This window comes from Pantoea sp. PNA 14-12, assembly GCF_004364735.1.
In the GTDB taxonomy this organism is placed as follows: domain Bacteria; phylum Pseudomonadota; class Gammaproteobacteria; order Enterobacterales; family Enterobacteriaceae; genus Pantoea; species Pantoea stewartii.
In genome coordinates this window covers 518,187-542,915 of sequence record NZ_SOAJ01000002.1, presented here as the reverse complement: position 1 = coordinate 542,915, position 24,729 = coordinate 518,187, and the positions used below count along the sequence as shown (strand labels likewise).

Below are 24,729 nucleotides of genomic sequence, written 5' to 3'. Positions count from 1 at the left end.
TCTCTCCTCAGACAAAGCTGACGTCAGTTTCTTTGCGCTTCTTAAAGTGGGTGACAGCAATGGCGGCCATAATGACGGTACCGACCACGATGTTCATGAAGTAGTTGGATACGCCGATCAGGTTGAGTCCGTTCTTCAGAACCGCGATCAGGAAAACCCCCATCAAGGTGCCACTGACGGTGCCCTTGCCGCCCATCAGACTGGCTCCGCCCAGTACGGTTGCCGCCAGCACATCCAGCTCACCGCCCACCAGGGCGTTGGGGACGACTTCACCCATGCGGTAGACCTGAACCAGTCCGCCAATCGCGGCCATGGCCCCCAGCCAGCCATAGGCAAAGAGGGAGAGCAGGCCAACGCGAATCCCGATACGCCGTGCGGATTCCGCATCGCCGCCCACGGCATAGAGTTGACGACCTAAATGTGTTTTGTTGAGGAGCACCGCTGTCAGCGCCGCAATGAGCAACAGGATGAGCAGCGGCAGGCCGAGCTGAAAGGCTTGTCCCTCCCATTCGAACGGCAGCACGTTACGCAGCGTGATCCACCAGTCCGGAAGCTGATACAGGCTGCGTCCACCGGTCACCCACATCAGCAGGCCAAACAGCAGCGACTGCATACTAATGGTGATGATGATGGAGACGACCCGGAGCCAGGTGATCAGCCAGGCGTTAATGACACCAAACAGCGTGCCGCAGGCTATCGCCAGTGCAATACTCAGCGGCGCGTTAGCAAACTGGTAATGCACAAACAGCGAGGCGATCAGGTACTGCACCACAGAGGCGACGGCCGCAAAGGAAATATCAATGCCGCCGGTCACCAGCACGACAAACAGTCCGAGGGCGAAAATGCCGGTAACCGCGTAACTCTCGGCCAGATCCAGCAGGTTTTGCACGGTCAGAAACTGGTCGCTGGCGAAGGAGAAAATCACAATGAACAGCAACAATACCCACGTCAGCCAGCCCTGACTGGAATGAGGACGTAAACGGGAAAAATCAGGCATTGATCACCTCCGCCAGTTGCTGTTGCGCTATGCGGTCTGGTTGATATTCGGCCTGGATGGTGCCCTCGCGGAAATGCAAAATGCGGTCGCAGTTGTACCAGACCTCGGGGACTTCATCGGAAATCAAAATGATCGACAGGCCTTCGCGTGCCAGTTCGTGAATAAGTTGATAGATACTCGCTTTTGCCCCCACATCCACGCCGACAGTGGGCGAATCGAGGATGAGCAGGCGCGGCTGCGTCAGGACCCATTTCGCCAGCACAATCTTTTGCTGATTGCCGCCGGACAGCGTTGAGATGGCTAACTGTGGATCGGCAACGCGCACGCCCAGTTGCTGAATCCACTGAAGAATCAGCTTGTTCTTGCGGTATTCATCAATCAGGTGGAAGCGGTTTTGCAGCTGGTTAAGAATGGGCAGCACCATATTGTCGGCCACCGATTGTTGCTGAATCAGCCCCAGCGTCAGGCGATCCTCAGATACATAGCCAATCCCGGCTTTGATGGCATCTTCATGACTGCGAAAGCGCACGGGTTTACTGTCCAGCCAGATCCTGCCGCGGTCAGGCCGGGTCATGCCGAACAGGGAAAGAGCCAGCTCAGTACGTCCCGATCCCAGCAGGCCACACAGCCCCAGCACCTCACCTTCGTACAGCCGAAAATTAACATCGTGGTACTGACCTGCACGGTGCAGGTTTTCCACTTCCAGAATGACCCGATCACCGTTGCGCGTAGAAGTTTTTAACTGATAATCAAGTTTTTGCCCGGTCATCAGCTCGGTGAGATGGTGCGGCGTCATAGCCTGCGCTGGCCAGCAGCCAACCTTGCGGCCATCGCGAATGACGGTTACGCGATCTGATATTTCCAGCACCTCGTCCAGGCGATGGCTGACAAAGACCACACAAATCTTTTTCTGTTTGAGATAGCGTACCGTGCGCAGCAGTTGATTGACTTCGGTACGGGTGAGGGAAGCGGTGGGCTCATCCATGATCACCAGCCGCGCATCCGCCACCAGCGCGCGGCAAATGGCGACCTGTTGTCGCTGAGCGATGGATAGGTGCGCGACACTCTCGTCAAGATTGAGGTCAAACTGCAGTTCCTCAACAATACGCCGGGCACTGTCAACCAGGGTTTTGCGCTGATGCCAGCCAAATAACCCGCGCAGATTGTGTTCAAATGCGATGTTTTCGGCCACGCTCAGGTTCGGGAACAGGGACAGATCCTGATAGATGACCTGAATACCAAAGTCTCTGGCCTGCTGAGTCGAGAGACGGGGCAAGCAGTCTCCGTCACCTAAACGAATTTCGCTGCCACGATCCGGCGCATGTACGCCGGATATCACTTTAATGAGCGTACTTTTGCCACAACCATTGGTACCGGCAAGGCAGTGCACTTCGCCCGCCAGCAAGGTCAGCGAGATATCGCTCAGAGCACGATTCCCCCCAAAGGTTTTCGACAGTTTTTCCAGGGTGATAAGCCTTTGCGGCGCGACCGATTGCATCATTACAGCCCCAGCTTGATCAGGTTAGGCAGGTTAGCTTTATCCAGACTTTCCGTGTTGTTGCCCAGAATGGTGTGCGTTGTCTGATCGACTTTCACCTTGCCCAGGCCGTCAATTGTCATACCGTCCGTAATCGGTTCGTTCTTCTCCACCTTCTCGGCAATACGGATAAACACTTCACCGGCGGTATGTGGATTCCAGATATAGCCGCCCTTGATCGCCCCGCGGTTAACCAGTTGCGCGCCCTGACCCGGACTGAACGCCCCAATGACACAGACCTGATTGGTTTTATTGCGGTTCATAACGGCGCGACCGGCACCAATAGGGCCCTGCGAACCGAAGGCTAAAATGCCTTTCAGATCGGGATACTTAGACATCAGTTCATTGGTGGTACGGATGGACTCGTCCAGGGATTCGCCTACGCCAAATTTGTCCGTAACCAACTGCATGTTGGGATAGTGCTGCTTTTGATAATCCAGCGCGGCATCGGTCCACTGCTGATGAAGCGGCACCGTCAGGCTCCCCACGTATATGGCGTATTTCCCTTCGTCATGCATACATTGCGCCAGCGCTTTCATATGATTGATGCCGTGCGTTGCGGCATTCACTAATTCAAAATCCCAGTTTGCAAACTTCTGGCCTGGCGATTCGTGGGTAATGACTTTGATGCCGGCTTCACGGGCGCGCTGCAAGACGGGCTCAAGCACTTTGGGGTCGTTGGGGACGACGCCGATAATGTCCACTTTCTGGGCAATCAAATCTTCAATGGCACGCACCTGCAGGGCAGGATCGGCTGCGGTCGGCCCCACCATCCAGGCGTCAATGCCGCGTTTGGCCGCTTCGCTTTTAATTCCGGCTTCCATAGCGTTGAACCACGGAATACCACCGATTTTCACCACGATGCCCATGCGTATTTTGTCCGCCGCATGGGACTGAAAAGCCAGTAATGCGAACAACGAACAGGCGATAAGCTGTTTTTTCATAAAGGCTCCATTTAATTATTTATAAGCTGCACAGACTGGGGGCGCTGCGAGCAGTCAATAATATTGACGCCGTTCCAGGCCAGTTCCTGTTCCAGCTCTTTATCTTTCAACTGGTCAGTAATGAGAAAATCCACATCACGGTAATGGCAAATACGCGCGAATGAGGGCCGAAGAAACTTAGAGCTATCCAGTAATAAATGTTTTCGTTCTGCTGCCAGAATCAGCTGTTGTTTTAAATGTGCATGACGTTCATTTCCTTCGCGTAAATAACCGTCATTGCCCAGACTGCTGCATGAAAAAAAGATCTTATTTATTTGAAACTCTTTTAACGGCTGCTCGGTAACAATGCCGTGAAAATCTTCATAACGATCTGAATATTCTCCGCCCAGACAAATGGTGCGAATACTGCCGCGCGCTGCCAGCGTCTGGACAATGCGTAACGAATTGGTTAATACCGTTAATTCAATATCCGGTAATTGCCGTGCCAGATAAAAACACGTGGTACTACTGTCGAGTAATAAGCAGTCGCCCACACTAATAAAATCCAGCGCGCGTTTCGCGATTGCCATTTTGGCGTCAACATGCTCGTTTACGCGTTGACGAAAAGACGATTCAGATTCATTAATCTCGCGATTATTAACCTGTAGCGTTGCACTGTGTCGTTTAGCCGGAACCGCACCACCATGGCTTCGCTGTAAAATACCTTTCTTTTCCAGTTGTGCTAAATCGCGGCGAATCGTTTCCTGAGAAACCCGACATAACGCGGTGAGTTCAGCGACAATAACCCGTCCGTTACACATTAATTCATCGATAATTCTCTGCTGGCGTTCAATCGGCAACATAATGGCCTCCGATGGCTATAAAGTACTGGAAGGCACGCGGCAAAAATGTGGCCTGAGCGTGGGTACGCAGGACCTGTTTTTGCAACGCGCATAAAGAGATCAGTGTTGGGTTTTAATGAAACGAAATGAAAGCAATAATATTGTTTAGTGATTTGTCTCACTAAATAAGGGTTATTTAGCGGTCTCAGGATCCGCTGTGAACATTTTATCCTGCATTCTGCAGCGACTCTATCATGCCCGCTTTTGCCCGTTTATGTGTATTTGACCGCTTTGCCTGTCCGGATAGTCCGACGAATCCGATTGAGAGAACGCTGACGAATACGCATGATGACCGCATTGCGCACGACAGGGCGCTACGGCTGTTGCAAAATGGATGTTTTTTAGGCAGTTAGCTGCGCTTGCTGGGCACTTCACAGAATGCGAACGTCGTGACGTGCGCGATTGCGCTATCATCTTCCACTCAGAGAAGTTGGGGCTCGATTTTCTTAATGTGGTACAGGATGAAATCGCTGTTTGCGTTGCCTTTATTCATGGTCGCCGCCGTCCAGGCTGATCCGGTGCAGAAACTGTTTTCTGACTGGCAGTTAACCTGCAATAACGCGGCCTTTTGCGTTGCGCGCAGCACGCAGGGTGACCGTGGTTTGGTGATGACCCTGTCGCGACATGCCGGGGCGGATGACCAGCCCCTGTTACGTATTGATTACGGCAGTGCCTATAGTGGTGCGCTGCCGGGGCCGGCGCTCAAAGATAATCTGCTGGTGGATCAGCGTCGTCTTCGTCCTGATTTCAAGCACTGGGACGTAGAGCCGCATCATCTTGCCACCCGCAACCCGATTGCCATTAACGAATTTCTTGAACTCACCATGGATGCAAAAAATCTGCAGCTGACGTTCAGCGCCAGCCCACAGGTTTCATTGCGTGGCATGAAAGCGGCCCTGTTGTACATGGACGACGTGCAGGGGCGGGTGAATAGCATGAGCGCCTGGGTTCGACGGGGCGAACGCAACGGCGTGCCTGCTGCTCCGGCGATTCCGCAACTGCCACCTCCCATGGCCGCGCCTGCACCGCTGACGCGGGAAGAAACCAGTGGCCTGATCGATTACGGCACCTGGCGGGTTAATTCAGACACCTGTTCGCTCGATCCACTGCGACGCGAAGTCAGCGTCTCGCCGCTGACGGACAAAAAAGCCTTGCTGCTGGTGAGCTGTGAGATGGGGGCGTATAACGTGATCGATCGGGCGTTTGAAGTGACGCGCGCGCCGCCCTATGTGGCACGCGGTGTCAGCCTGACTTTACCCTTTACGCCGCCCGAGGGAGGAGAGCGCCAGCTGGAGCTGATTAATGCGGATTACGATGCGGCTACCGGCCAGCTTTACACCTTTGGTAAAGGGCGGGGACTGGGCGACTGCGGTACAGCGTCCCGCTGGCAGTTTAACGGTGAGCACTTTGTGTTAGCGGAATATGCCGAAGAATCAACCTGCGATGCCTGGCACAGCAGCGATGACTGGCCCACGCTCTGGGTAAGCCAGTCAGCCTCTGCGGATGGCAGCCGTTAAGGAATCGCCTGCACCATCATGGGGGAACCGGTCTGATTGCCCACCAACTCCGCCAGCAGGTTATTTACACCGTCACTCATTGGCGTGAAGCGGGTCAGGGGAGATCGGGTCACCACCACAAAAACGCCCACATTATTCTGCGGCACCATCGCTATATAGGTGATGAAACCCCCGCCACCGCCGGTTTTCTGAATGATGCCCGGACGCCCCTTTGACGGTCCCATATAAACCCAACCCATGCCGAGAGCGTCGGCTTTACCTGGCACGTCCATTCCATCCACTTTGTGAAGCTGATCGCGACGGTAGATTAATGTCTGCAGGCGGTCGATCTGTGGCGTGCGGCGATTCACGGAGGAGTTCAGAAACTGCTGCATCCAGCGTCCCATATCATCCGGCGTTGAATAGACGCCACCGCTGCCGATAGCCGCCAGCGTGTTATTACACGGACTGGCTCCTTTTTCCGCCACCATTAAACGGGCGCACTGTTCGGGTGACGGGGTAAACGTGGTGTCCTTCATGCCCAGCGGGCGGGTGATCAGCTGCTGAAACAGGGCCGGATAGGGTTTACCCGCCGCACGTGACAGCGCATCACCCAACAGATCGTAACCCAGGTTGGAATAGGCCGCATTGGTGCCGGGGGCCGCTTTCAGGCTGGCGGTGTTCAGCCAGTTCCAGCGCTCACTTTGCGTAGGCCAGACAAAAACCGGACGATGCGGCTTACCGCCGGGCTGCTCGCGCGGCAGGCCACTGGTGTGAGTGGCGAGGTTAATCAACCGAATCGGTTGACCGTCGAAACCAGGGACCCGTTTTCCCGGAGGCGCATACTTACTCAGCGGATCGTCCAGACGAATCTCGCCGCGCTCGGCCATTTTTACCATCACCTCACTGGTCATTAATTTACTGAGCGAGGCAATACGAATTAACGAATCCTTTTGCGGACGAATATTGTTGCCGGGCCGAGTATCACCAAAGCTGGTAAAGACGCGCTGATTACCGTCTATTGCCACCAGGGCCATGCCGGTGGCACCACTGGCATAAAAGATATGCTCTGCATAGCGATCGACAATCTGGGAGGCCAGTAAGGGATCGGGCGCAACCTGCGCCGTGCTTTTAAGGGGAAGCAAAGAAACCAGTAAAGCCAGTAAATAAGGAGTGCGCATTTTCAACGGAGAGGGCTTCGCTATAGGAGTCGGGTGAAAACCTATAGTAATCAGTTTAAGGATGACGGGAAGAGCAAAGCACAGTTTTTTTTATTTCAGATTACAGTCAGCTGGCGATGGTGGCCATGGACATCAGCGGGCGGGGGATATGTTTTGCCCCGCAGAGGCCGCCGGACCGAGCCGCTGCACTGGCGGCGTGGCGCGCCGCAGTTCATGGCCGTTTGTACATGCGCCTGGGATGGCCCACTTTGCCATACAGCATTTCTACCGTCAGAAAGCCGGTTTCCACGCAGTGCTCCAGATAGCGACGGGCGGTTGTTTTACTGAGCCCGGTTTCGGTCATCACCTCATCAACCGAAAAAAGCCGCGTGGTGGCTGGCGTAAAAAGTGTCTGGACCCGCGCGAGAGTCGTTTCCTCAATACCTTTGCTGCCGTTATCGTGCGGGTAGTTCTTCGCCTGTAGCTGATAAAGGACATCGACATTTTTCTGATCGACAATCTTCCATGTGCGCTGCTGGTCTGCGAAAGCGATAAAGTTGGCAAGCGAGCGGTTAAGCCGTTTCCAGGACACAGGTTTTAGGACGTAATCGAAGGCACCGTTGCGGATGGCCTGGCTACAGGTATCCATATCACTGGCCGCCGTAATAAAAATAATGGAACAGTTTGCGTGGGCCAGCAACGGATCGCCAATCAGGGTGATGCCTTTGCCATCGGGCAGATAATTATCCAGCAATAGCAGCTGTGGCGCACTGATGGCAAGCTGCTGTCTGGCTTCTGCGAGTGACCCGGCGATACCGATCAGCCTGAGTTCAGGGTGTTTACCAATCAGTTCGGCATGAAGCTGAGCCAGTTCAGGCTCATCTTCCACAATCAGGACAGTCACAGGCTCATGTTGCATCGCGGACCTTCTCCGTTTCCGTTACGGGACAGCGGTGGGTTTGCGCGCAGGGGATAAACAGCGAGAAAATGGCGCCACGTGGCACATTGTCGCTGACCTCAATGGTGCCCCCTGCGCGGGTAATATAGCTTTCTGTTAAATACAGCCCGATGCCGTGATCGCCCCGGGTTTTCGTGGTGACGCCACGTTCAAACATGTGTTCGCGGATGGCAGGTGCAATGCCCACGCCGTGATCCGCCACTTCGATGATCAGCTCACGGGCGCTGAGCTTAATCAGCACTTCAACAGGTTCATGAGGCATCGGGGCGCGTTGCGTGGCTTCAATCGCGTTGTCCAGCAAATTGCCAATGACCGAGATCAGTTCAGCCTCTGACAGTGGGGGAAAGGGCTTGTCCATCAGGCATGCGGGATCAAAGTGGAGGATAACGCCTTTTTCTCTGGCGCGTGCCGCTTTGCCCAGTAACAAGCCGCACAGCAGTGGCGAGCTGAAGCGTGCGGAGACAAAGTCCAGCCACTCCTGCTCGTGTTCTGACTGCGCCTCAATGTAGTCAATCGCGTCTTCAAAACGCCCCATGTGCAACAGCCCGGAAAGCGTGTTCATTCGGTTAAGCTGCTCATGCCGCATAATGCGCAGATTATCGACATAACGTTTCACCTGGCTGAGCTGGGCGCTAAGGGAGTCGATGTCGTTAAAATCGCGGAAGGAGATTACCCAGCCCATCAGCGCGTCCTCCAGCATGATACGTACCCGGCTGGCGATGACGGTGAGCGCGTTAAACTGGCTAATCTCATCGTGGGTATCTTTCTCCAGCATCACGGGCTGCGATAAAAAGGGGACGGGCGAAATGATCTGGCTGACAGACTGCCCTCGCAGCGCCTCGGCGGACTGTGAAAGGCCTAACAGCGTTCGGGCGGCCTGGTTGATCACTTCGATCTGCAGGTGTTCATTGATGACAATCACGCCTTCATAGATCGATTCCATCATGGCGTTTTGCTGACGGACCATCAGGCCGATCTCGCGCGGTTCCAGCGAGAAAATCTGTATTTTAATATTGCAGGTGAAAAACCAGGAGAAAATAAACAGGGCGATAAGCACCAGGGCCGCCACGATCAGCAGGTTGATCATGTTGCTGAACGTGATGGCATCCAGATAGCGGGCGAGATAACCAACGGACACGATACCGACCACCTGCCCGCGATCGTTCAGGATAGGCGATTTGCTGCGCAGGGAGATTCCCAGTCCGCCTGTCCGGATGGTGGTGATACTTTTCCCTGCCAGCACTGCCGCGTTGTCTCCGCCGACCAAGGGTTTGCCAACCCGGTCCGCCGTCACCGAGTGAAAAAGGTGCAGGCCACGGTTATCGCCAATCACCATAAAACTGGCATCGCTTTTCCGGGCAATAGCCCTCATCAGCATATTAATGGCCGGGATATCCCGATCCGCCACCGCTTTTCTCAGTTCCGGAATCAGCGCGATTTCGTCTGCCTGCACCTTCGCGCGCATGCTCATCGCCTGATAAAGCTGCCGGGTGATGCTGACGTAGTAATAGCTTCCCAGTAACACGAACAGGACAGACGAAAAAACAACGAGCGAAAGAAACAGCTTCGTTTGAAATGACAATTTCATGACTGTCACGCGCATTTTGGAATAATAACTTCAATGTATCATCTTTTTAACAACAGACACTACATGCGTTTATCTGTTTGATATTAATGGGATTAAATCGTTTTCAGAGGGCAGGGAAGCGTCAGCAAAGGACAAACAACGGCTGCGGGGAATAAAAACCATAAACACCACGACGATTACCAGGATGCGGATCACGCTCTGGAAATAACACCATTAAAACTTTATGCCAGATACCTTCTCCTTCACGTAATTCCGCTTTTTTTCACGGCATTCTGAAAAAAAACGATGATGCAAAGAGGTTAATAATGCGCTCACCTGATAATTCTTTTCTGTCTGATACACTGGCCCGTTCACCGCGCAGGAAAACCCTGAAGGAGCAGTGGTGGCATATTATGGATAACTGGAAAGTCGGGATTATCCCTCTTCCCTTGTTTGTGCTGGCCGGTGTGCTCATTGCACTGGACTGCCTGAGCGGGAAACTGGCCAGCGATATCGTCGTCATGGTCGCCACGCTGGCCTTTTTTGGTTTTGCCTGCGGTGAATTTGGTAAACGTCTGCCGGTGGTGGGCCGTCTGGGCGCCGCAGCTATCTGCGCAACCTTTATTCCCTCTGCGCTGGTCTATTACGGGTTACTTCCCGATATCGTGGTGACCTCAACAACGCAGTTCTATAAATCGACCAATATTCTCTATCTCTATATTTGCTGCATCATCGTCGGCAGCATCATGAGCATGAACCGTACGGTGCTGATTCAGGGCTTTCTGCGCATCTTTTTCCCCATGCTGTGCGGTGAAATCGTGGGCATGATTGTCGGCATGGGCGTCGGATTAGCGTTGGGGCTGGAGCCGTTCCAGATTTTCTTTTTTATCATTCTGCCCATTATGGCGGGTGGCGTCGGCGAAGGGGCCATTCCGCTCTCCATCGGCTATGCGGCGTTGCTCCATATGGATCAGGGCGTGGCGCTGGGCCGCATCCTGCCGATGGTGATGCTGGGGGGCGTGACCGCCATTATTATTTCCGGCTGCCTGAACCAACTGGGTAAACGTTATCCGCACCTCACCGGGGAAGGCCAGCTGATGCCGAATGTCACGAATGTTGAGCCCGAGCCGCTGCAGTCCGTTTTTTCCGGTAAAGTTGACGTAACGGCCATTGCCTCCGGGGCGCTGCTTGCGGTGCTGCTCTATATGGTGGGGATGCTGGGGCAGAAGCTGACAGGGTTGCCTGCGCCGGTAGGGATGTTGTTCCTGGCCGTGCTGGTGAAACTGGTCAATGGCGTTTCGCCCCGTATTCTGGCCGGTTCTCAGGTGGTCTATCGCTTTTTCCGCACCGCAGTGACCTATCCCGTCCTGTTCGCTGTCGGTGTGGCCATTACGCCGTGGCATGTGCTGGTCACCGCGTTTACGCTCACCAATCTGCTGGTCATTATCAGCACGGTCAGTGCGCTGGTCGCAACGGGCTTCTTTGTCGGGAAAAAGATTGGCATGCATCCCATTGATGTCGCCATTGTTTCCTGCTGCCAGAGTGGGCAGGGCGGGACGGGCGATGTAGCCATTCTCACTGCCGGTAACCGCATGGGCCTGATGCCGTTTGCTCAGATCGCGACGCGTATCGGTGGAGCCATCAACGTTTCGCTCTCTTTGTTGCTGCTGAGCCACTTTTTAAAGTAACGGTTGTTAAGGTCAGCAAGGCGGCAGGATTAACCACAGCATGCAGGGGCACGGCGAAAAACGTGGTTACCGAAGAAGGTGGGTTTTCAGAAAGCAGCACGCCAGCGTCAGGCTGGCGTGCTGAGAGCAAAACCGCGATCCGGCTGAGGAAGCCGGATCGCGTGAGTGCGAGGATTATGCCGGTTTCAGCAGGGCTTCGGCATGGCTGACGATGTTTTCTATCGTGAAGCCAAACTCCGCGAACAGCTTTTCTGCTGGCGCAGATTCACCGAACGTAGTCATCCCGACAATGGCACCGTCCAGCCCGACATACTTATACCAGTAATCTGCAATGCCTGCTTCCACGGCCACGCGTGCTTTCACAGCGGAAGGCAGCACGGATTCGCGATAAGCCGCATCCTGCGCGTCGAACAGATCCGTTGAAGGCAGTGAAACGACCCGCACCTTGTGGCCGCCGGTCGTCAGCTTCGTTGCTGCACCCAGCGTGATCTCCACTTCAGAGCCGGTGGCAATCAGAATGACGTCTGGCGTGCCCTCACAGTCTTTCAGGACGTAACCGCCGCGTTTGATATTCGCCACCTGTTCCGCCGTACGCTCCGGCTGTGCCAGATTCTGACGCGACAGGATCAGGGCGGTAGGCCCATGATGACGCTCAATCGCAGCCTGCCAGGCCACAGCGGTTTCCACCTGGTCGCACGGACGCCAGACGCTCATATTCGGCGTAACGCGCAGGCTGGCAATCTGCTCTACCGGCTGGTGGGTTGGACCATCTTCACCCAGACCGATTGAGTCATGGGTATAAACCAGAATCTGGCGGGCCTTCATCAGGGCCGCCATGCGCGCGGCATTACGGGCGTACTCGACGAACATCAGGAAGGTCGCGGTATAGGGCACAAAACCACCGTGGTGGGCAATACCGTTACCAATGGCTGTCATACCAAATTCACGCACACCGTAGTGGATATAGTTCCCGGCCGGATCTTCTTTGATGGATTTCGAACCTGACCAGATGGTGAGGTTACTGGGGGCGAGGTCGGCAGAGCCGCCCAGGAATTCAGGTAGCATTTTGCCGTAGGCTTCCAGTGAATTTTGCGAGGCCTTGCGGCTGGCGATTTTTTGCGGATTCGCCTGCAGATCGGCAATGAATCGGGCAGTTTCCGCTTCCCAGTTTGCGGGCATTTCGCCGTTCATACGCCGCGTATATTCTGCGGCCAGTTCAGGATAAGCCTGCTGATACGCGGCAAACTTATCGTTCCAGGCTTTTTCGCGTGCCGCGCCAGCTTCTTTAGCATCCCACTGCTGGTAAATCTCTTGCGGGATCTCAAACGCCGGATAATTCCAGCCCAGTTGCTTGCGCGTCAGGGCGACTTCTTCTTCACCCAGCGCGGCCCCGTGTGCCTCTTCTTTACCGGCTTTATTCGGTGAACCAAAGCCAATAACCGTGCGGCAGATAATCAGTGACGGCTTATCGGTGACGCTTTGCGCTTCTTTAATTGCGGCTTTAACGGCCTCGGCATCGTGACCATCAATTTCACCGACCACGTGCCAGTTATAGGCTTCGAAACGTTTGTGCGTGTCATCCGTAAACCAGCCTTCGGTCTCTCCGTCGATGGAAATGCCGTTGTGGTCATAGAAGCCGATCAGTTTGCCCAGACCAAGCGTTCCGGCCAGTGAGCAGACTTCGTGGGAAATCCCCTCCATCAGACAGCCGTCGCCCATAAACACATAGGTGAAGTGGTCAACGATATCGTGTTGTGGACGGTTAAACTGCGCAGCCAGCGTCCGTTCCGCAATGGCCAGACCCACGGCGTTTGCCAGACCCTGACCCAGCGGACCGGTCGTGGTTTCCACGCCCGGCGTGTAGCCAATTTCCGGGTGGCCCGGTGTTTTGGAGTGCAGCTGGCGGAAGTTTTTCAGCTCTTCAATCGGTAAATCGTACCCGGTCAGGTGCAGCAAACTGTAAAGCAGCATTGAGCCGTGACCGTTAGACAGGATAAAGCGGTCGCGATCCAGCCAGGCGGGGTTGGTCGGATTATGCTTGAGGAAATCGCGCCACAGCACTTCGGCGATATCTGCCATGCCCATTGGCGCACCAGGATGACCGGATTTTGCTTTTTGTACCGCATCCATACTTAATGCGCGAATCGCATTCGCCAACTCTCTGCGTGAGGACATAAAGGGTCTCCCTTGTTAAGCATCAGGGCGGGAGTGAGCCCGCCCGGTAAAAGAGGGGAAAAACTACAGGCGCGCCGCCAGCACATCTTCCAGTTTTTGCTGGTCAACGGCGAACTGGCGAATACCGTCTGCCAGTTTTTCGACCGCCATAGGGTCCTGATTATGTTCCCAGCGGAACTCCGCTTCGGACAGCGGCGACGGCTGATGGAAACATTCAGTGGAAGGCTCAAGCTTACGCTCTACGGGCGCCTCGCTGTTCTGCAACTCCTCCAGCAGGTTAGGTGACAGCGTCAGCCGATCACACCCGGCCAGCGCCAGTACCTGTTCGACCTTACGGAAGCTGGCACCCATAATGATGGTGTCATAGCGATGCTTCTTATAATAATCGTAAATACGGCGCACCGATTTCACGCCCGGATCTTCGTCGACGTTATACGGGTCCATGGGCTTGCGGCTGTTGTACCAGTCATAGATACGGCCGACAAACGGCGAAATCAGATAAACCCCGGCTTCGGCGCAGGCGCGCGCCTGGGCAAAGGAGAACAGCAGCGTCAGGTTGCACTGGATACCATTCTTTTCCAGCTCTTCTGCGGCTTTAATGCCTTCCCATGTAGAGGCCAGTTTGATCAGGATGCGAGAGCGATCAATGCCGTGCTCTTCATACATGCGGACCAGCTTTTCCGCTTTCGTGACGCACATGCCACGATCGAAGGAGAGGCGCGCATCCACTTCGGTCGAAACACGGCCTGGTATGCTTTTCAGAATTTCCATACCGAGGTTAATGGCCACTTTATCGCTGGCGTTAATAATCTGCGTTTCTTTGCTGCCACCCTGTTTTTTCGCGTAGTCGATGGCGTCATCAATCAGATGTTTGTAAGGCTGGAGAGCAGATGCTTTCAGAATAAGCGAAGGGTTAGTCGTCGCATCTTGTGGGTGATAATTACGGATGGACTCAATATCGCCACTGTCAGCCACCACGGTCGTGAACTGTTTAAGGGCTTCAAGCTGGTTCATTTCTACACTCCTTGAAAAATACGTTGTAACAAAAGGGAACACCTCTGGCCTCGTGCCCTAATCAGTGCAGACATTACCCGTCGTAGTAACGCCGACTCACCACATTGCAACAGACCAGGTGCAGTGAAAATGCGTTTTCTCTGAATGTTGTGCGATGAGGGTTGTGCGCAACCACCCGAGATGACATTTCTGCGGATAACGACTGTCCAGCCATTAAGGATAGCAGCCATGAAAAATGACGCAGGGTAGACTGTGGCAATCTGTGCGTTAAGAAAGAAGGTTCTTTGAACCGCCTCACCGCTTTGTAATGGTGTGCTTTCTATACTGAACATCCACTTACCTGGCGAAGAAGGATGTCAAATGGATGACCAACTGAAGCAGAGTGCGCTTGATTTTCATCAGTATCCCACTCCCGGAAAAATTCAGGTTTCCCCCACCAAACCTCTTGCCACCCAGCGGGATTTGGCGCTGGCCTATTCTCCTGGCGTGGCGGCGCCCTGTTTAGAAATCGCCGCCGATCCGCTGGCGGCGCACAAGTACACCGCGCGCGGCAATCTGGTGGCGGTGATTTCAAACGGTACGGCGGTACTGGGGCTGGGGAACATCGGCGCACTGGCCGGGAAACCGGTGATGGAAGGCAAGGGCGTTCTGTTTAAGAAATTCGCGGGCATTGACGTTTTTGATATTGAGGTCGACGAACAGGATCCCGATAAGCTGATCGAGGTGATTGCCGCGCTGGAACCCACGTTTGGCGGAATCAATCTTGAAGATATCAAAGCGCCCGAGTGTTTTTATATCGAACAGCAACTGCGGCAACGCATGAAAATTCCGGTGTTTCACGATGACCAGCATGGCACGGCCATCATCTGTACGGCGGCGGTGCTGAACGGACTACGCATCGTCAACAAGGCTATCGCTGATGTACGGCTGGTGGTGTCAGGCGCGGGCGCATCGGCCATTGCCTGTATGAACCTGCTGGTCGCGCTGGGCTTGCAGAAAGACCATATTCAGGTGTGCGATTCGAAAGGGCTGATTTACCGTGACCGCGAACCCAATATGGCGGCCACCAAAGCCGATTATGCCGTGGAGGATCACGGCAAGCGCACGCTGGCCGACGTGATCCAGGGCGCAGATATTTTCCTGGGCTGTTCCGGACCGGATGTCCTGACGCAGGATATGGTGAAAAGCATGGCGAAAGATCCGCTGATTCTGGCGCTGGCAAATCCCCATCCCGAAATTCTGCCGCCGTTGGCGAAAGCCGTACGGCCGGATGCGATTATCTGCACCGGACGTTCTGATTTTCCTAATCAGGTGAACAACGTGCTCTGCTTCCCGTTTATCTTTCGTGGCGCGCTGGATGTGGGGGCCACCGCCATCAATGAAGAGATGAAGCTGGCGGCCGTACACGCCATTGCCGAACTGGCACAGGCGGAACAAAGCGACGTAGTGGCTTCGGCCTATAGCGATCAGGACCTGCGCTTCGGACCGGACTATCTGATTCCCAAACCCTTTGATCCACGTTTAATCGTGCAGATAGCCCCTGCCGTGGCGAAAGCGGCGATGGCGTCCGGCGTGGCAACCCGGCCTGTGGCTGACTTTGATGCCTACCGGGAGCAACTCACGGAGTTTGTGTATAAGACCAACCTGTTTATGAAGCCGATCTTTTCCCAGGCGCGTAAAGCCCCGAAACGGGTGGTGATGGCGGAGGGCGAAGAGGTGCGGGTGCTGCATGCTACGCAGGAGCTGGTCTCGCTGGGGCTGGCGAAACCCATCCTGATAGGTCGCCCCAACGTGATCGCCATGCGGTTAGAAAAACAGGGGCTCAAAATTGAGGCCGGAAAGGATTTTGAAATCGTGAATAACGAATCCGATCCCCGCTTTAAAGCGTACTGGAATGAGTATTACCAGATGATGAAGCGGCGCGGTGTCACCCCCGAGCAGGCGCAGCGCGCCGTTATTGGCAATCCGACCCTCATCGGTGCCATCATGGTCTACCGTGGTGAGGCCGATGCGCTGATCTGCGGCACCATCGGCGATTATAACGAGCACTACGAAATTGTGGAGCGCGTGCTGGGCCTGCGGAGTGATGTGAAGGTGGCCGGTGCCATGAATGCGCTGTTACTGCCGAATGGCAACACGTTTATTGCGGATACTTACGTCAACGCCGATCCTACACCGGAACAGCTGGCGGATATTACGTTGATGGCGGCGGAAACCGTGCGTCGCTTTGGGATTGAGCCGCGCGTGGCGTTGCTGTCGCACTCCAGCTTTGGCACCTCCAGTGCGCCTGGTGCGCAGAAAATGCGCGATGTACTGACGCTGGTGCAACAGCGCGCGCCTGAGCTGGAAATCGACGGGGAGATGCACGGCGATGCGGCGCTGGTGGAAAGCATCCGGCGGGAAATCATGCCCGACAGCCCGCTGAAAGGCAGCGCAAACCTGCTGATCATGCCCAACGTGGAAGCGGCGCGCATCAGCTACAATCTGCTGCGCGTGTCCTGTTCGGAAGGCGTAACGGTCGGGCCGGTGCTGATGGGCATGACCCGGCCGGTGCACGTGCTGACGCGCATCGCGTCCGTGCGCCGGATCGTCAATATGGTGGCGCTGGCGGTGGTGGAAGCGCAGACGCAGCCGCTGTAATCAACCGGGGCGGCGACCCGGGTTGCCGCCCCGGCACGTTCCTGAGCCGGCAGCGTGGATTACTCAGGCAGGTTGAGCCAGTTTTTCACCGGCAGGAAGTCACGGTAGAGCGCGGCCTCGGGTGAGTCAGGTTCAGGATGATAGTTATATTCCCAGCGCACCATGGGCGGCAGGGACATCAAAATGGATTCCGTTCTGCCTCCGGTTTGCAGGCCAAACAGCGTGCCCCGATCCCACACCAGATTGAACTCTACATAGCGACCCCGGCGGTAAAGCTGGAACTGCCGCTCGCGGTCGCCATAAGGCATGTGCTTGCGGCGCGCCACAATCGGCTGGTAAGCGTCCAGAAAGCCCCGGCCGACGGCCTGAATAAGGGCAAAACTTTGTTCAAAGCCCGGCTCGTGGATATCGTCAAAAAACAGCCCACCAATACCGCGTTGCTCGTCGCGGTGTTTCAGATAGAAATAGTCGTCGCACCACTTTTTAAACCGGGGATAGACATCCTCGCCAAAAGGCTGGCAGATATCGAAGGCGGTCTGATGCCAGTGCAGCGCATCTTCTTCAAACCCGTAAAACGGCGTCATATCAAAGCCGCCGCCAAACCACCAGATCGGCTCGGCACCGGGTTTTTCGGCAATGAAAAAGCGCACATTCGCATGACTGGTCGGTACATACGGGTTGTTGGGATGGATAACCAGCGAAACGCCCATGGCTTCGAAACTGCATCCGGCCAGCTCAGGACGATGTGCCGTCGCGGAGGCTGGCATCTGGTCGCCATGAACATGGGAGAAATTCACGCCAGCCTGTTCAAACACGGCACCATTACGCAGCACACGGCTTCGTCCACCGCCACCGCCGGGGCGTTCCCAGCGGTCTTCAGTGAACTGCGCGCCACCGTCTTCGGCAGTCAGCTTGCGACAAATCTCATCCTGCAAATCCAGCAGGAACGTTTTTACGCGGGAGATATCAGGCATGGGATAGGCTTCTCTTAGTAAAAATTGGCCGTGATTATAGCTGATCTACTATGACATTCGACGATCATACTCATCAAAGTAGTTAATGATACCTGTGGCGATAGCCGAGGCAATCTTCTGCCGAAAGGCGGTCGTGCCCAGCAACTGCTCTTCGCGCGGATTGGTAATAAAAGACGTTTCCACCAGCACCGAGGGAATGGACGGCGACTTCAGCACGGCAAAGGCGGCCTGTTCGGTATGCTGGCTGTGAAGGTGATGCACCGGGCGAATCTGGTCCAGAACGTGTTTGCCCAGGGTCAGGCTGTTTCTGATGGTGTCCGTTTGCACCAGATCAAACAGAATCTGCTGTAAATACTGGTCCTGCTGTTCCACGTTGGCTCCGCCGACCTTGTCCGCGTCATTTTCACGTTTCGACAGGTAACGCGCCATGCTGCTGCTGGCACCCCGATTAGATAACGCGAACACAGAGGCACCGCTGGCATCCGGGCTGGTATAGCCATCCGCATGGATTGACATAAAGAGGTTCGCACCGTGCTGATGCGCAATCTCCACCCGCTGGTAGAGCGGAATGAAATGGTCGCTGTCACGCGTCAGGCGGACCTCGATACGCGGATGTGACTGCAGCAGACTGCGCACATTACTGGCGATGTCTAAAACAATGTGTTTTTCTTCGGAACCCTCTTCGCCGACCGCACCCGAATCGATACCGCCGTGGCCCGGATCGAGCATCACGATGCGCTTGCCGTTGTTAACCCGCGGCCTGGGCGACGAGGGTCGGGTAGAGAGCGAAGCCTGCTGTTCCTTCGCCTGCACCGCGCGCGGGGACAATATGGCGAGCGCCAGCCCGGACAGCAGCAGCTGGCGACGATGAATTAAACGTTTGAGTAAGTGCATGTGCATGTCCCTGAGCAGTCATAATGCACCGTGTTATAGCGTAACATTATGCCCGGTGCGATCTTTCAACCATTTCAGGTTATTACTTTGTTTTTCAGCCTGGTAACCGGCAATTTCTTTTTTTTTAACGTTGCCGTCAGCAGTCAGGGTTGCACCCGCCGAAGAAAGCGTGATAATCAGCAAATTGAGGTGAACTGCAGGTACAGAAGATGGAAATCCGCACCTTCCGCCAGGAAGATTTTGAAGAAGTGATCACGCTCTGGGAACGCTGCGATTTGTTACGGCCATGGAACGATCCGGAGCTGGACATCGAACGCAAAATGCATCATGACGCCGACCTGTTTCTGGTGGCGGAAGTTGGGGGCGAAGTCGTCGGTACCGTAATGGGCGGTTACGATGGTCACCGTGGCGCGGCTTACTATCTGGCGGTGCATCCGGATTATCAGGGCCGCGGCTTTGCCAATGCCCTGATGAATCGCCTGGAGAAAAAACTCATTGCGCGCGGTTGCCCTAAAATTCACCTGATGGTGCGGGAAGAGAACGACCAGGTCGTTGCCTTCTATGAAAAGCTGGATTATGAAACGGTCGATGTGGTGTTGCTGGGCAAACGTTTAATCGAAGATCGTGAATATTAATTCGGTCTGGCCGCCTGAGGAGTACGACGACAAAGGGCAACTGCGCCTGCCGTTTCTTTTCTGGCTGATTCTGCTATTGCAGTCGCGCACCTGGTGGCTCCTGGTGATGGCCGGCGCGTCACGCCAGCAGGGAAACGATCTTCTGGCCCTTTTCTATCCGGATCGCCAGGCGTTCTGGTCAGGACTGGTGTTGGGTCTGCCAGCGCTGTCGGGGCTGTTGCTCACGGGCTACCGGTCGCGTTTACCCCGAGTGTGGCGCAGCTGGCGCCTGGTGCTGGTGGTCTCGTTAGGGGCGAATTTGCTCTGGCAAAGCGTACAACTCGTCCAGACCGATCTGCTCAGCTCACCGTTGCCGCTGCTGTTTACGCTGTTTGATCTGCTGGCACTGCTGTGGTTACTGATCAGTGTCCGGCTTCGCGCCTGCTTTTTGCCGCCACACGATCCCGAATAAACTTTTTGCCGCTTTGCGACTCCAATCCGTTTTGCCCAGATCTATTTATTAACAGGAGTTTTCATGAAAGCTGTTCGTTACACGATACTGACGGTGACCATGCTGGTCAGTGGGTGTGCCAGTTCCTCCGGCCCTGACGCCAACAGCAGCCAGCAGGTACGCTGGTGGAATCCATTGAGTTACCACTGGTCTTCTGCGCTGCCATGGAACTGGTTTGGTCCTTCACTGACGATCAGCGATCAGGGCGTTGGTGGGATCAACAGTGCCACGGCGATGAACGAATCGGCCATCAAAGACGGGCTTAAGGGCAACTACGATCTGCGTCAGGGCATGCGTGGCCAGAACGGTCAGGTGGTGTCCTTCTGGCAGGCGATGAAGGACGGTCAGGTTAAGCTGGTCATTTATGGTCAGTCACAGGTTGACCGCATTGAGGTGACGGACAACGACATTGCCAGTGCCGACGGCAGCAAAATTGGCGATGCGTTTAGCGCCAGATATGACAAAGCCTTTAATAACTGCATTGTGGCTGCCGGGTTAGACAATCATGACGTCGAATGCCGTGTGCCTGGCAGCCCGCATCTGCGCTACGTTTACAGCGGGACCTGGCACGGTCCGGAAGGATTACTGCCCGCCGATGACACGCTGAAAAGCTGGAAACTCAGCAAGTTCGTCTGGCAGCGTTAAGCCCCGTAATTTTGCCTCCCGCAGGGCGTTCAGTGCGCCCTGCCAACCCAATTCTGTTTTTGCGCATTCTTTTCCCGCCGCCTTATGCCTTTTTCGACTTTGAAATCAACAAACGATATATAAAACCGTTACGGGTTTACGCTGAGTTATAAATAAACTGCTGTATCTGCGGATGAGATCTGCATCAAATTTCTTCAGGGTGAACCATGACCTTCAAAGCGATGAAAAAAATCGTGAGCGGAATCGCGCTGTCGCTGGGCCTTGCTGGCGCCGCGCACGCCACAGAGCTGTTAAACAGCTCTTATGACGTTTCACGTGAACTGTTCGTCGCCCTGAACGCGCCTTTTGTCAGCCAGTGGGATGCGCAACATCCGGACGATAAACTCACCATCAAAATGTCGCATGCGGGTTCTTCTAAACAGGCGCTGGCCATCCTGCAAGGGCTGCGTGCCGATGTGGTGACCTATAATCAGGTGACGGATGTACAGGTGCTGCATGACAAAGGCAAACTCATCCCGGCCGACTGGCAAACGCGCCTGCCGAATTACAGTTCACCGTTTTATTCCACCATGGCGTTTCTGGTTCGCAAGGGTAACCCTAAGCAGATTCATGACTGGTCCGATTTAACCCGTGACGACGTGAAGCTGATTTTCCCGAATCCGAAGACCTCGGGTAACGGGCGTTATACCTATCTTGCCGCCTGGGGTGCCGCAGAGAAAGCGGACGGCGGCGACCAGGCAAAAACGCGCGCCTGGATGACACAGTTTCTGAAAAACGTCGAGGTTTTCGACACAGGCGGACGCGGCGCCACCACCACCTTTGCTGAACGCGGCTTAGGGGATGTGCTGATCAGCTTCGAATCGGAGGTCAACACCATTCGTAATCAGTACGGCAAAGAGGATTACGAAGTCGTGGTGCCAAAAACCGATATCCTGGCGGAGTTCCCCGTCGCCTGGGTCGATAAAAACGTTGAACACAATAAAACAGCCGACGCGGCGAAGGCTTATCTGACCTGGCTGTATTCGCCCGAGGCACAGAAAATCATTACGGACTTTTATTATCGCGTGAACAATCCGCAGCTGATGGAGCAGCAAAAAGATCGCTTTCCAGCCACACAGCTGTTTCGGGTTGAAGACGTATTTGGTAGCTGGAATAACGTTATGAAAACCCATTTCGAAAGTGGCGGTGAACTGGATCAACTGTTAGCGGCGGGGCGTGGATAATGTTTGCAGCCAGCCAAAAACGTGTTTTGCCCGGTTTCGGCCTGAGCCTGGGCACCAGTCTGCTGTTTACCTGCCTGATTCTGCTGCTGCCCATCAGTGCCCTCATCATGCAGTTGTCGCAGATGACATTGCAGCAATACTGGGACGTGGTGACCAATCCCCAACTGATTGCAGCCTATAAAGTGACGCTGCTGTCGGCCGGCGTTGCCTCATTGTTCAATGCCCTGTTTGGCATGCTGATGGCCTGGGTTTTAACGCGTTATCGCTTCCCGGGTCGCACGTTGCTGGATGGTTTAATGGATTTGCCCTTTGCATTGCCAACCGCCGTCGCAGGGTTAACCCTGGCCGGTCTGTTTTCGGTAAACGGCTGGTACGGTCAATGGTTTGCTCATTTCGACATTAAGATTTCCTACACCTGGATTGGTATCGCGCTGGCGATGGCCTTCACCAGTATCCCGTTTGTTGTCCGGACGGTGCAGCCGGTGCTGGAAGAGTTAGGTCCGGAATACGAAGAGGCGGCGCAGACTCTGGGCGCAACGCCCTGGCAAAGTTTCCGTCGCGTTGTGCTGCCGGAAGTGGCTCCGGCGTTGCTGGCGGGCACTGCGCTGTCGTTTACCCGCAGCCTGGGCGAGTTTGGCGCGGTGATCTTTATCGCGGGCAATATTGCCTGGAAAACAGAAGTGACCTCACTGATGATTTTCGTCCGTCTGCAGGAGTTTGATTATCCGGCCGCCAGCGCCATCGCGTCGGTCATTCTGGCGGCGTCGTTGCTGCTGCTGTTTGCCATTAATACCTTACAGAGCCGCTTTGGCCGTCGTCTGGGAGGTCACTGATGGCCGATATTTCGCAACTCAATCATGCCGATCGCCAGCCCGTAAACTGGGGTAAATGGCTGCTTATCGGCACGGGTGTGCTGATCTCGGTGCTGCTGCTGGTGGTGCCGATGGTCTCCATCTTCTGGGAAGCGCTGCACAGCGGGCTTGGCCTGACTCTGCGTAACCTGACCGACAGCGATATGCTGCACGCGATTTGGCTGACCGTACTGGTGGCGCTGATTACCGTGCCGGTCAATCTGGTCTTCGGCACCTTGCTGGCCTGGCTGGTCACCCGCTTTACGTTTCCTGGTCGCCAGCTGTTGTTAACCCTGTTTGATATTCCGTTCGCGGTCTCGCCGGTTGTGGCTGGCCTGATGTACCTGCTGTTCTGGGGCATTAACGGTCCGGCAGGCGGCTGGCTGGATGCCCACAATATTCAGGTGATGTTCACCTGGCCGGGTATGGTGCTGGTCACCGTCTTCGTGACCTGTCCGTTCGTGGTTCGCGAACTGGTGCCGGTCATGCTGAGCCAGGGCAGTCATGAAGATGAGGCTGCGGTGCTGTTGGGCGCGTCGGGCTGGCAGATGTTTCGCCGTGTGACGTTACCGAATATTCGCTGGGCAATGCTGTACGGTGTGGTGCTGACCAATGCCCGCGCCATTGGCGAGTTCGGTGCGGTATCTGTGGTATCCGGCTCCATTCGCGGCGAAACCTACACTTTGCCGCTTCAGGTCGAATTACTGCATCAGGATTACAACACGGTGGGTGCCTTCACTGCCGCCGCGTTGCTGACCGTCATGGCCATCCTGACCCTGTTTTTGAAAAGCATTGTGCAGTGGCGCTTAGAGCAGCAGCACAAACGCCTGCAACTGGAGGAAAATCATGAGCATTGAGATTAAACAAATCAACAAATCCTTTGGTCGCACAGCGGTGCTGAACGATATTTCACTGGATATCCCGTCGGGCCAGATGGTGGCGTTGCTGGGGCCTTCCGGTTCCGGTAAAACGACCCTGCTGCGAATTATCGCCGGGCTGGAGCATCAGAACAGCGGCCAGATTCGTTTTCATGAGCATGACGTCAGTCGCCTGCATGCCCGAGATCGTAAAGTCGGGTTTGTTTTTCAACACTATGCGCTGTTCCGCCATATGACCGTGTTTGACAACATTGCCTTTGGCCTGACCGTGCTGCCGCGTCGTGAGCGGCCATCCAGTGCCGAAATCAAAAATCGTGTAACACGTCTGCTGGAGATGGTGCAGCTGTCGCATCTGGCAAACCGCTTTCCGGCTCAGCTCTCGGGTGGTCAGAAGCAGCGCGTGGCGCTGGCAAGAGCACTGGCCGTCGAGCCGCAAATTCTGCTGCTGGATGAGCCTTTTGGTGCGCTGGATGCCCAGGTGCGTAAAGAGCTGCGCCGCTGGTTACGCCAGCTTCATGAAGAATTAAAATTCACCAGCGTATTTGTCACGCACGATCAGGAAGAGGCAATGGAAGTTGCCGACCGCGTCGTGGTGATGAGTCAGGGCAGCATCGAGCAGGTGGGCACGCCGGATGAGGTCTGGCGCGATCCGGCGACGCGCTTCGTGCTGGAATTCCTGGGCGAAGTTAACCGCTTTGATGGTGAGGTTCATGGTTCCCAGTTCCATGTCGGGGCGCATCACTGGCCGTTAGGCTATACCTCCGCCCATCAGGGCGCGGTTGATCTGTTCCTGCGTCCCTGGGAAATTGATGTTTCGCGTAAAAGCAGCCTGGAAACCCCTTTACCGGTACAGGTCCTTGAGGTGAGTCCGCGTGGCCATTTCTGGCAGTTGGTCGTGCAGCCTGCGGGCTGGCAGAGCGAACCTTTCTCGCTGGTGTTCGATGGTGATCAGACCGCGCCACTGCGCGGCGAGCGCCTGTTTGTCGGGCTGCAACAGGCCAGGCTCTATCAGGGCGCCACGCCATTGCGGGCAGTTGCCTTTGCGCACAGCGCCTGATATTTTCTTTTTCACGCAGGGCGGG

21 protein-coding genes are annotated in these 24,729 nt (G+C 55.2%); 10 read left to right on the top strand and 11 right to left on the bottom strand.

Annotated features, from left to right (window positions below):
- Nucleotides 1–7: 7 nt before the first annotated feature.
- From C7434_RS10110 to C7434_RS10095, 4 genes are read right to left on the bottom strand one after another with little or no spacing between them, the layout of a single operon-like run.
- The gene (locus C7434_RS10110) at nucleotides 8–997 is read right to left on the bottom strand and encodes an ABC transporter permease (protein ID WP_133745417.1); all 990 of its coding nucleotides are present in this window, start codon (nucleotides 995–997) and stop codon (nucleotides 8–10) included.
- Entirely contained in the window at nucleotides 990–2,495 is a 1,506-nt protein-coding gene (locus C7434_RS10105; protein WP_133745472.1) for a sugar ABC transporter ATP-binding protein, read from the bottom strand. The genes C7434_RS10110 and C7434_RS10105 overlap by 8 nt, the downstream gene beginning before the upstream one ends.
- A 2-nt stretch (nucleotides 2,496–2,497) precedes the next feature.
- Complete coding sequence (locus tag C7434_RS10100) at nucleotides 2,498–3,478, bottom strand: substrate-binding domain-containing protein (protein WP_033740827.1); 981 nt, start codon at nucleotides 3,476–3,478, stop codon at nucleotides 2,498–2,500.
- A gap of 11 nt (nucleotides 3,479–3,489) precedes the next feature.
- Nucleotides 3,490–4,320 carry a DeoR/GlpR family DNA-binding transcription regulator gene (locus C7434_RS10095; protein WP_006118387.1) on the bottom strand — a complete coding sequence of 277 codons (831 nt, stop codon included), beginning with the start codon at nucleotides 4,318–4,320 and terminating at the stop codon, nucleotides 3,490–3,492.
- A 488-nt stretch (nucleotides 4,321–4,808) separates the two neighbouring features.
- Between C7434_RS10095 and C7434_RS10090 the strand changes: the two genes are divergently transcribed.
- Entirely contained in the window at nucleotides 4,809–5,876 is a 1,068-nt protein-coding gene (locus tag C7434_RS10090) for a DUF1176 domain-containing protein (protein ID WP_033740825.1), read from the top strand.
- Here C7434_RS10090 and ampH read toward each other — a convergent pair.
- From ampH to C7434_RS10075, 3 genes are all read right to left on the bottom strand, one after another.
- On the bottom strand, nucleotides 5,873–7,036 hold the full coding sequence (gene ampH, locus C7434_RS10085; protein ID WP_170317965.1) for a D-alanyl-D-alanine-carboxypeptidase/endopeptidase AmpH: 1,164 nt from the start codon (nucleotides 7,034–7,036) through the stop codon (nucleotides 5,873–5,875). The two genes, C7434_RS10090 and ampH, sit on opposite strands and share 4 nt — an antisense overlap.
- 211 nt (nucleotides 7,037–7,247) lie before the next feature.
- Nucleotides 7,248–7,934, bottom strand: coding sequence for a response regulator (locus C7434_RS10080; protein WP_033740823.1), 687 nt, complete (start codon nucleotides 7,932–7,934; stop codon nucleotides 7,248–7,250).
- A complete protein-coding gene (locus C7434_RS10075) occupies nucleotides 7,924–9,561 on the bottom strand; it encodes a sensor histidine kinase (RefSeq protein ID WP_133745416.1) in 1,638 nt (545 codons plus the stop codon). Before C7434_RS10075 ends, C7434_RS10080 begins: the two co-directional genes overlap by 11 nt.
- Nucleotides 9,562–9,866: 305 nt before the next feature.
- On the opposite strand from C7434_RS10075, the gene C7434_RS10070 reads away from it, so the two are divergent.
- Nucleotides 9,867–11,228 (top strand): 2-hydroxycarboxylate transporter family protein, encoded by a 1,362-nt coding sequence (locus tag C7434_RS10070; protein WP_033740821.1) that lies wholly within the window; start codon nucleotides 9,867–9,869, stop codon nucleotides 11,226–11,228.
- A gap of 174 nt (nucleotides 11,229–11,402) precedes the next feature.
- Here the strand turns inward: C7434_RS10070 and tkt are convergent, their stop codons facing one another.
- Both tkt and tal read right to left on the bottom strand, forming a co-directional pair.
- Nucleotides 11,403–13,403: a transketolase gene (tkt, locus tag C7434_RS10065; RefSeq protein ID WP_033740817.1), complete on the bottom strand. Its 2,001-nt coding sequence runs from the start codon at nucleotides 13,401–13,403 to the stop codon at nucleotides 11,403–11,405.
- 63 nt (nucleotides 13,404–13,466) lie between these two features.
- Nucleotides 13,467–14,417 carry a transaldolase gene (tal, locus tag C7434_RS10060; protein ID WP_033740815.1) on the bottom strand — a complete coding sequence of 317 codons (951 nt, stop codon included), beginning with the start codon at nucleotides 14,415–14,417 and terminating at the stop codon, nucleotides 13,467–13,469.
- A 360-nt stretch (nucleotides 14,418–14,777) separates the two neighbouring features.
- Here tal and maeB point away from each other — a divergent pair, with 360 nt between their 5' ends.
- Nucleotides 14,778–17,057 carry an NADP-dependent oxaloacetate-decarboxylating malate dehydrogenase gene (gene maeB / locus C7434_RS10055; RefSeq protein WP_133745415.1) on the top strand — a complete coding sequence of 760 codons (2,280 nt, stop codon included), beginning with the start codon at nucleotides 14,778–14,780 and terminating at the stop codon, nucleotides 17,055–17,057.
- 59 nt (nucleotides 17,058–17,116) lie between these two features.
- On the opposite strand, the gene hemF is transcribed toward maeB, so the two are convergent.
- Nucleotides 17,117–18,031 carry an oxygen-dependent coproporphyrinogen oxidase gene (gene hemF, locus C7434_RS10050; protein ID WP_033740812.1) on the bottom strand — a complete coding sequence of 305 codons (915 nt, stop codon included), beginning with the start codon at nucleotides 18,029–18,031 and terminating at the stop codon, nucleotides 17,117–17,119.
- A gap of 48 nt (nucleotides 18,032–18,079) precedes the next feature.
- Entirely contained in the window at nucleotides 18,080–18,925 is an 846-nt protein-coding gene (gene amiA / locus C7434_RS10045; protein WP_033740810.1) for an N-acetylmuramoyl-L-alanine amidase AmiA, read from the bottom strand.
- A 209-nt stretch (nucleotides 18,926–19,134) separates the two neighbouring features.
- Here amiA and C7434_RS10040 point away from each other — a divergent pair, with 209 nt between their 5' ends.
- The 7 genes from C7434_RS10040 to cysA all read left to right on the top strand — a co-directional run bounded on the left by C7434_RS10040 (nucleotide 19,135) and on the right by cysA (nucleotide 24,704).
- The gene (locus C7434_RS10040; protein ID WP_006117810.1) at nucleotides 19,135–19,560 is read left to right on the top strand and encodes a GNAT family acetyltransferase; all 426 of its coding nucleotides are present in this window, start codon (nucleotides 19,135–19,137) and stop codon (nucleotides 19,558–19,560) included.
- Nucleotides 19,550–20,011 (top strand): DUF2919 domain-containing protein, encoded by a 462-nt coding sequence (locus C7434_RS10035; protein ID WP_033740808.1) that lies wholly within the window; start codon nucleotides 19,550–19,552, stop codon nucleotides 20,009–20,011. Before C7434_RS10040 ends, C7434_RS10035 begins: the two co-directional genes overlap by 11 nt.
- A 63-nt stretch (nucleotides 20,012–20,074) precedes the next feature.
- The gene (locus tag C7434_RS10030) at nucleotides 20,075–20,695 is read left to right on the top strand and encodes an RpoE-regulated lipoprotein (RefSeq protein ID WP_133745414.1); all 621 of its coding nucleotides are present in this window, start codon (nucleotides 20,075–20,077) and stop codon (nucleotides 20,693–20,695) included.
- Nucleotides 20,696–20,901: 206 nt separating this feature from the next.
- The gene (locus tag C7434_RS10025; protein ID WP_033740805.1) at nucleotides 20,902–21,918 is read left to right on the top strand and encodes a sulfate ABC transporter substrate-binding protein; all 1,017 of its coding nucleotides are present in this window, start codon (nucleotides 20,902–20,904) and stop codon (nucleotides 21,916–21,918) included.
- Nucleotides 21,918–22,751, top strand: coding sequence for a sulfate/thiosulfate ABC transporter permease CysT (gene cysT, locus C7434_RS10020; protein ID WP_006117806.1), 834 nt, complete (start codon nucleotides 21,918–21,920; stop codon nucleotides 22,749–22,751). Before C7434_RS10025 ends, cysT begins: the two co-directional genes overlap by 1 nt.
- Nucleotides 22,751–23,626, top strand: coding sequence for a sulfate/thiosulfate ABC transporter permease CysW (gene cysW, locus C7434_RS10015; RefSeq protein ID WP_006117805.1), 876 nt, complete (start codon nucleotides 22,751–22,753; stop codon nucleotides 23,624–23,626). Before cysT ends, cysW begins: the two co-directional genes overlap by 1 nt.
- A complete protein-coding gene (cysA, locus tag C7434_RS10010; RefSeq protein WP_006117804.1) occupies nucleotides 23,616–24,704 on the top strand; it encodes a sulfate/thiosulfate ABC transporter ATP-binding protein CysA in 1,089 nt (362 codons plus the stop codon). The genes cysW and cysA overlap by 11 nt, the downstream gene beginning before the upstream one ends.
- Nucleotides 24,705–24,729 lie beyond the last annotated feature (25 nt).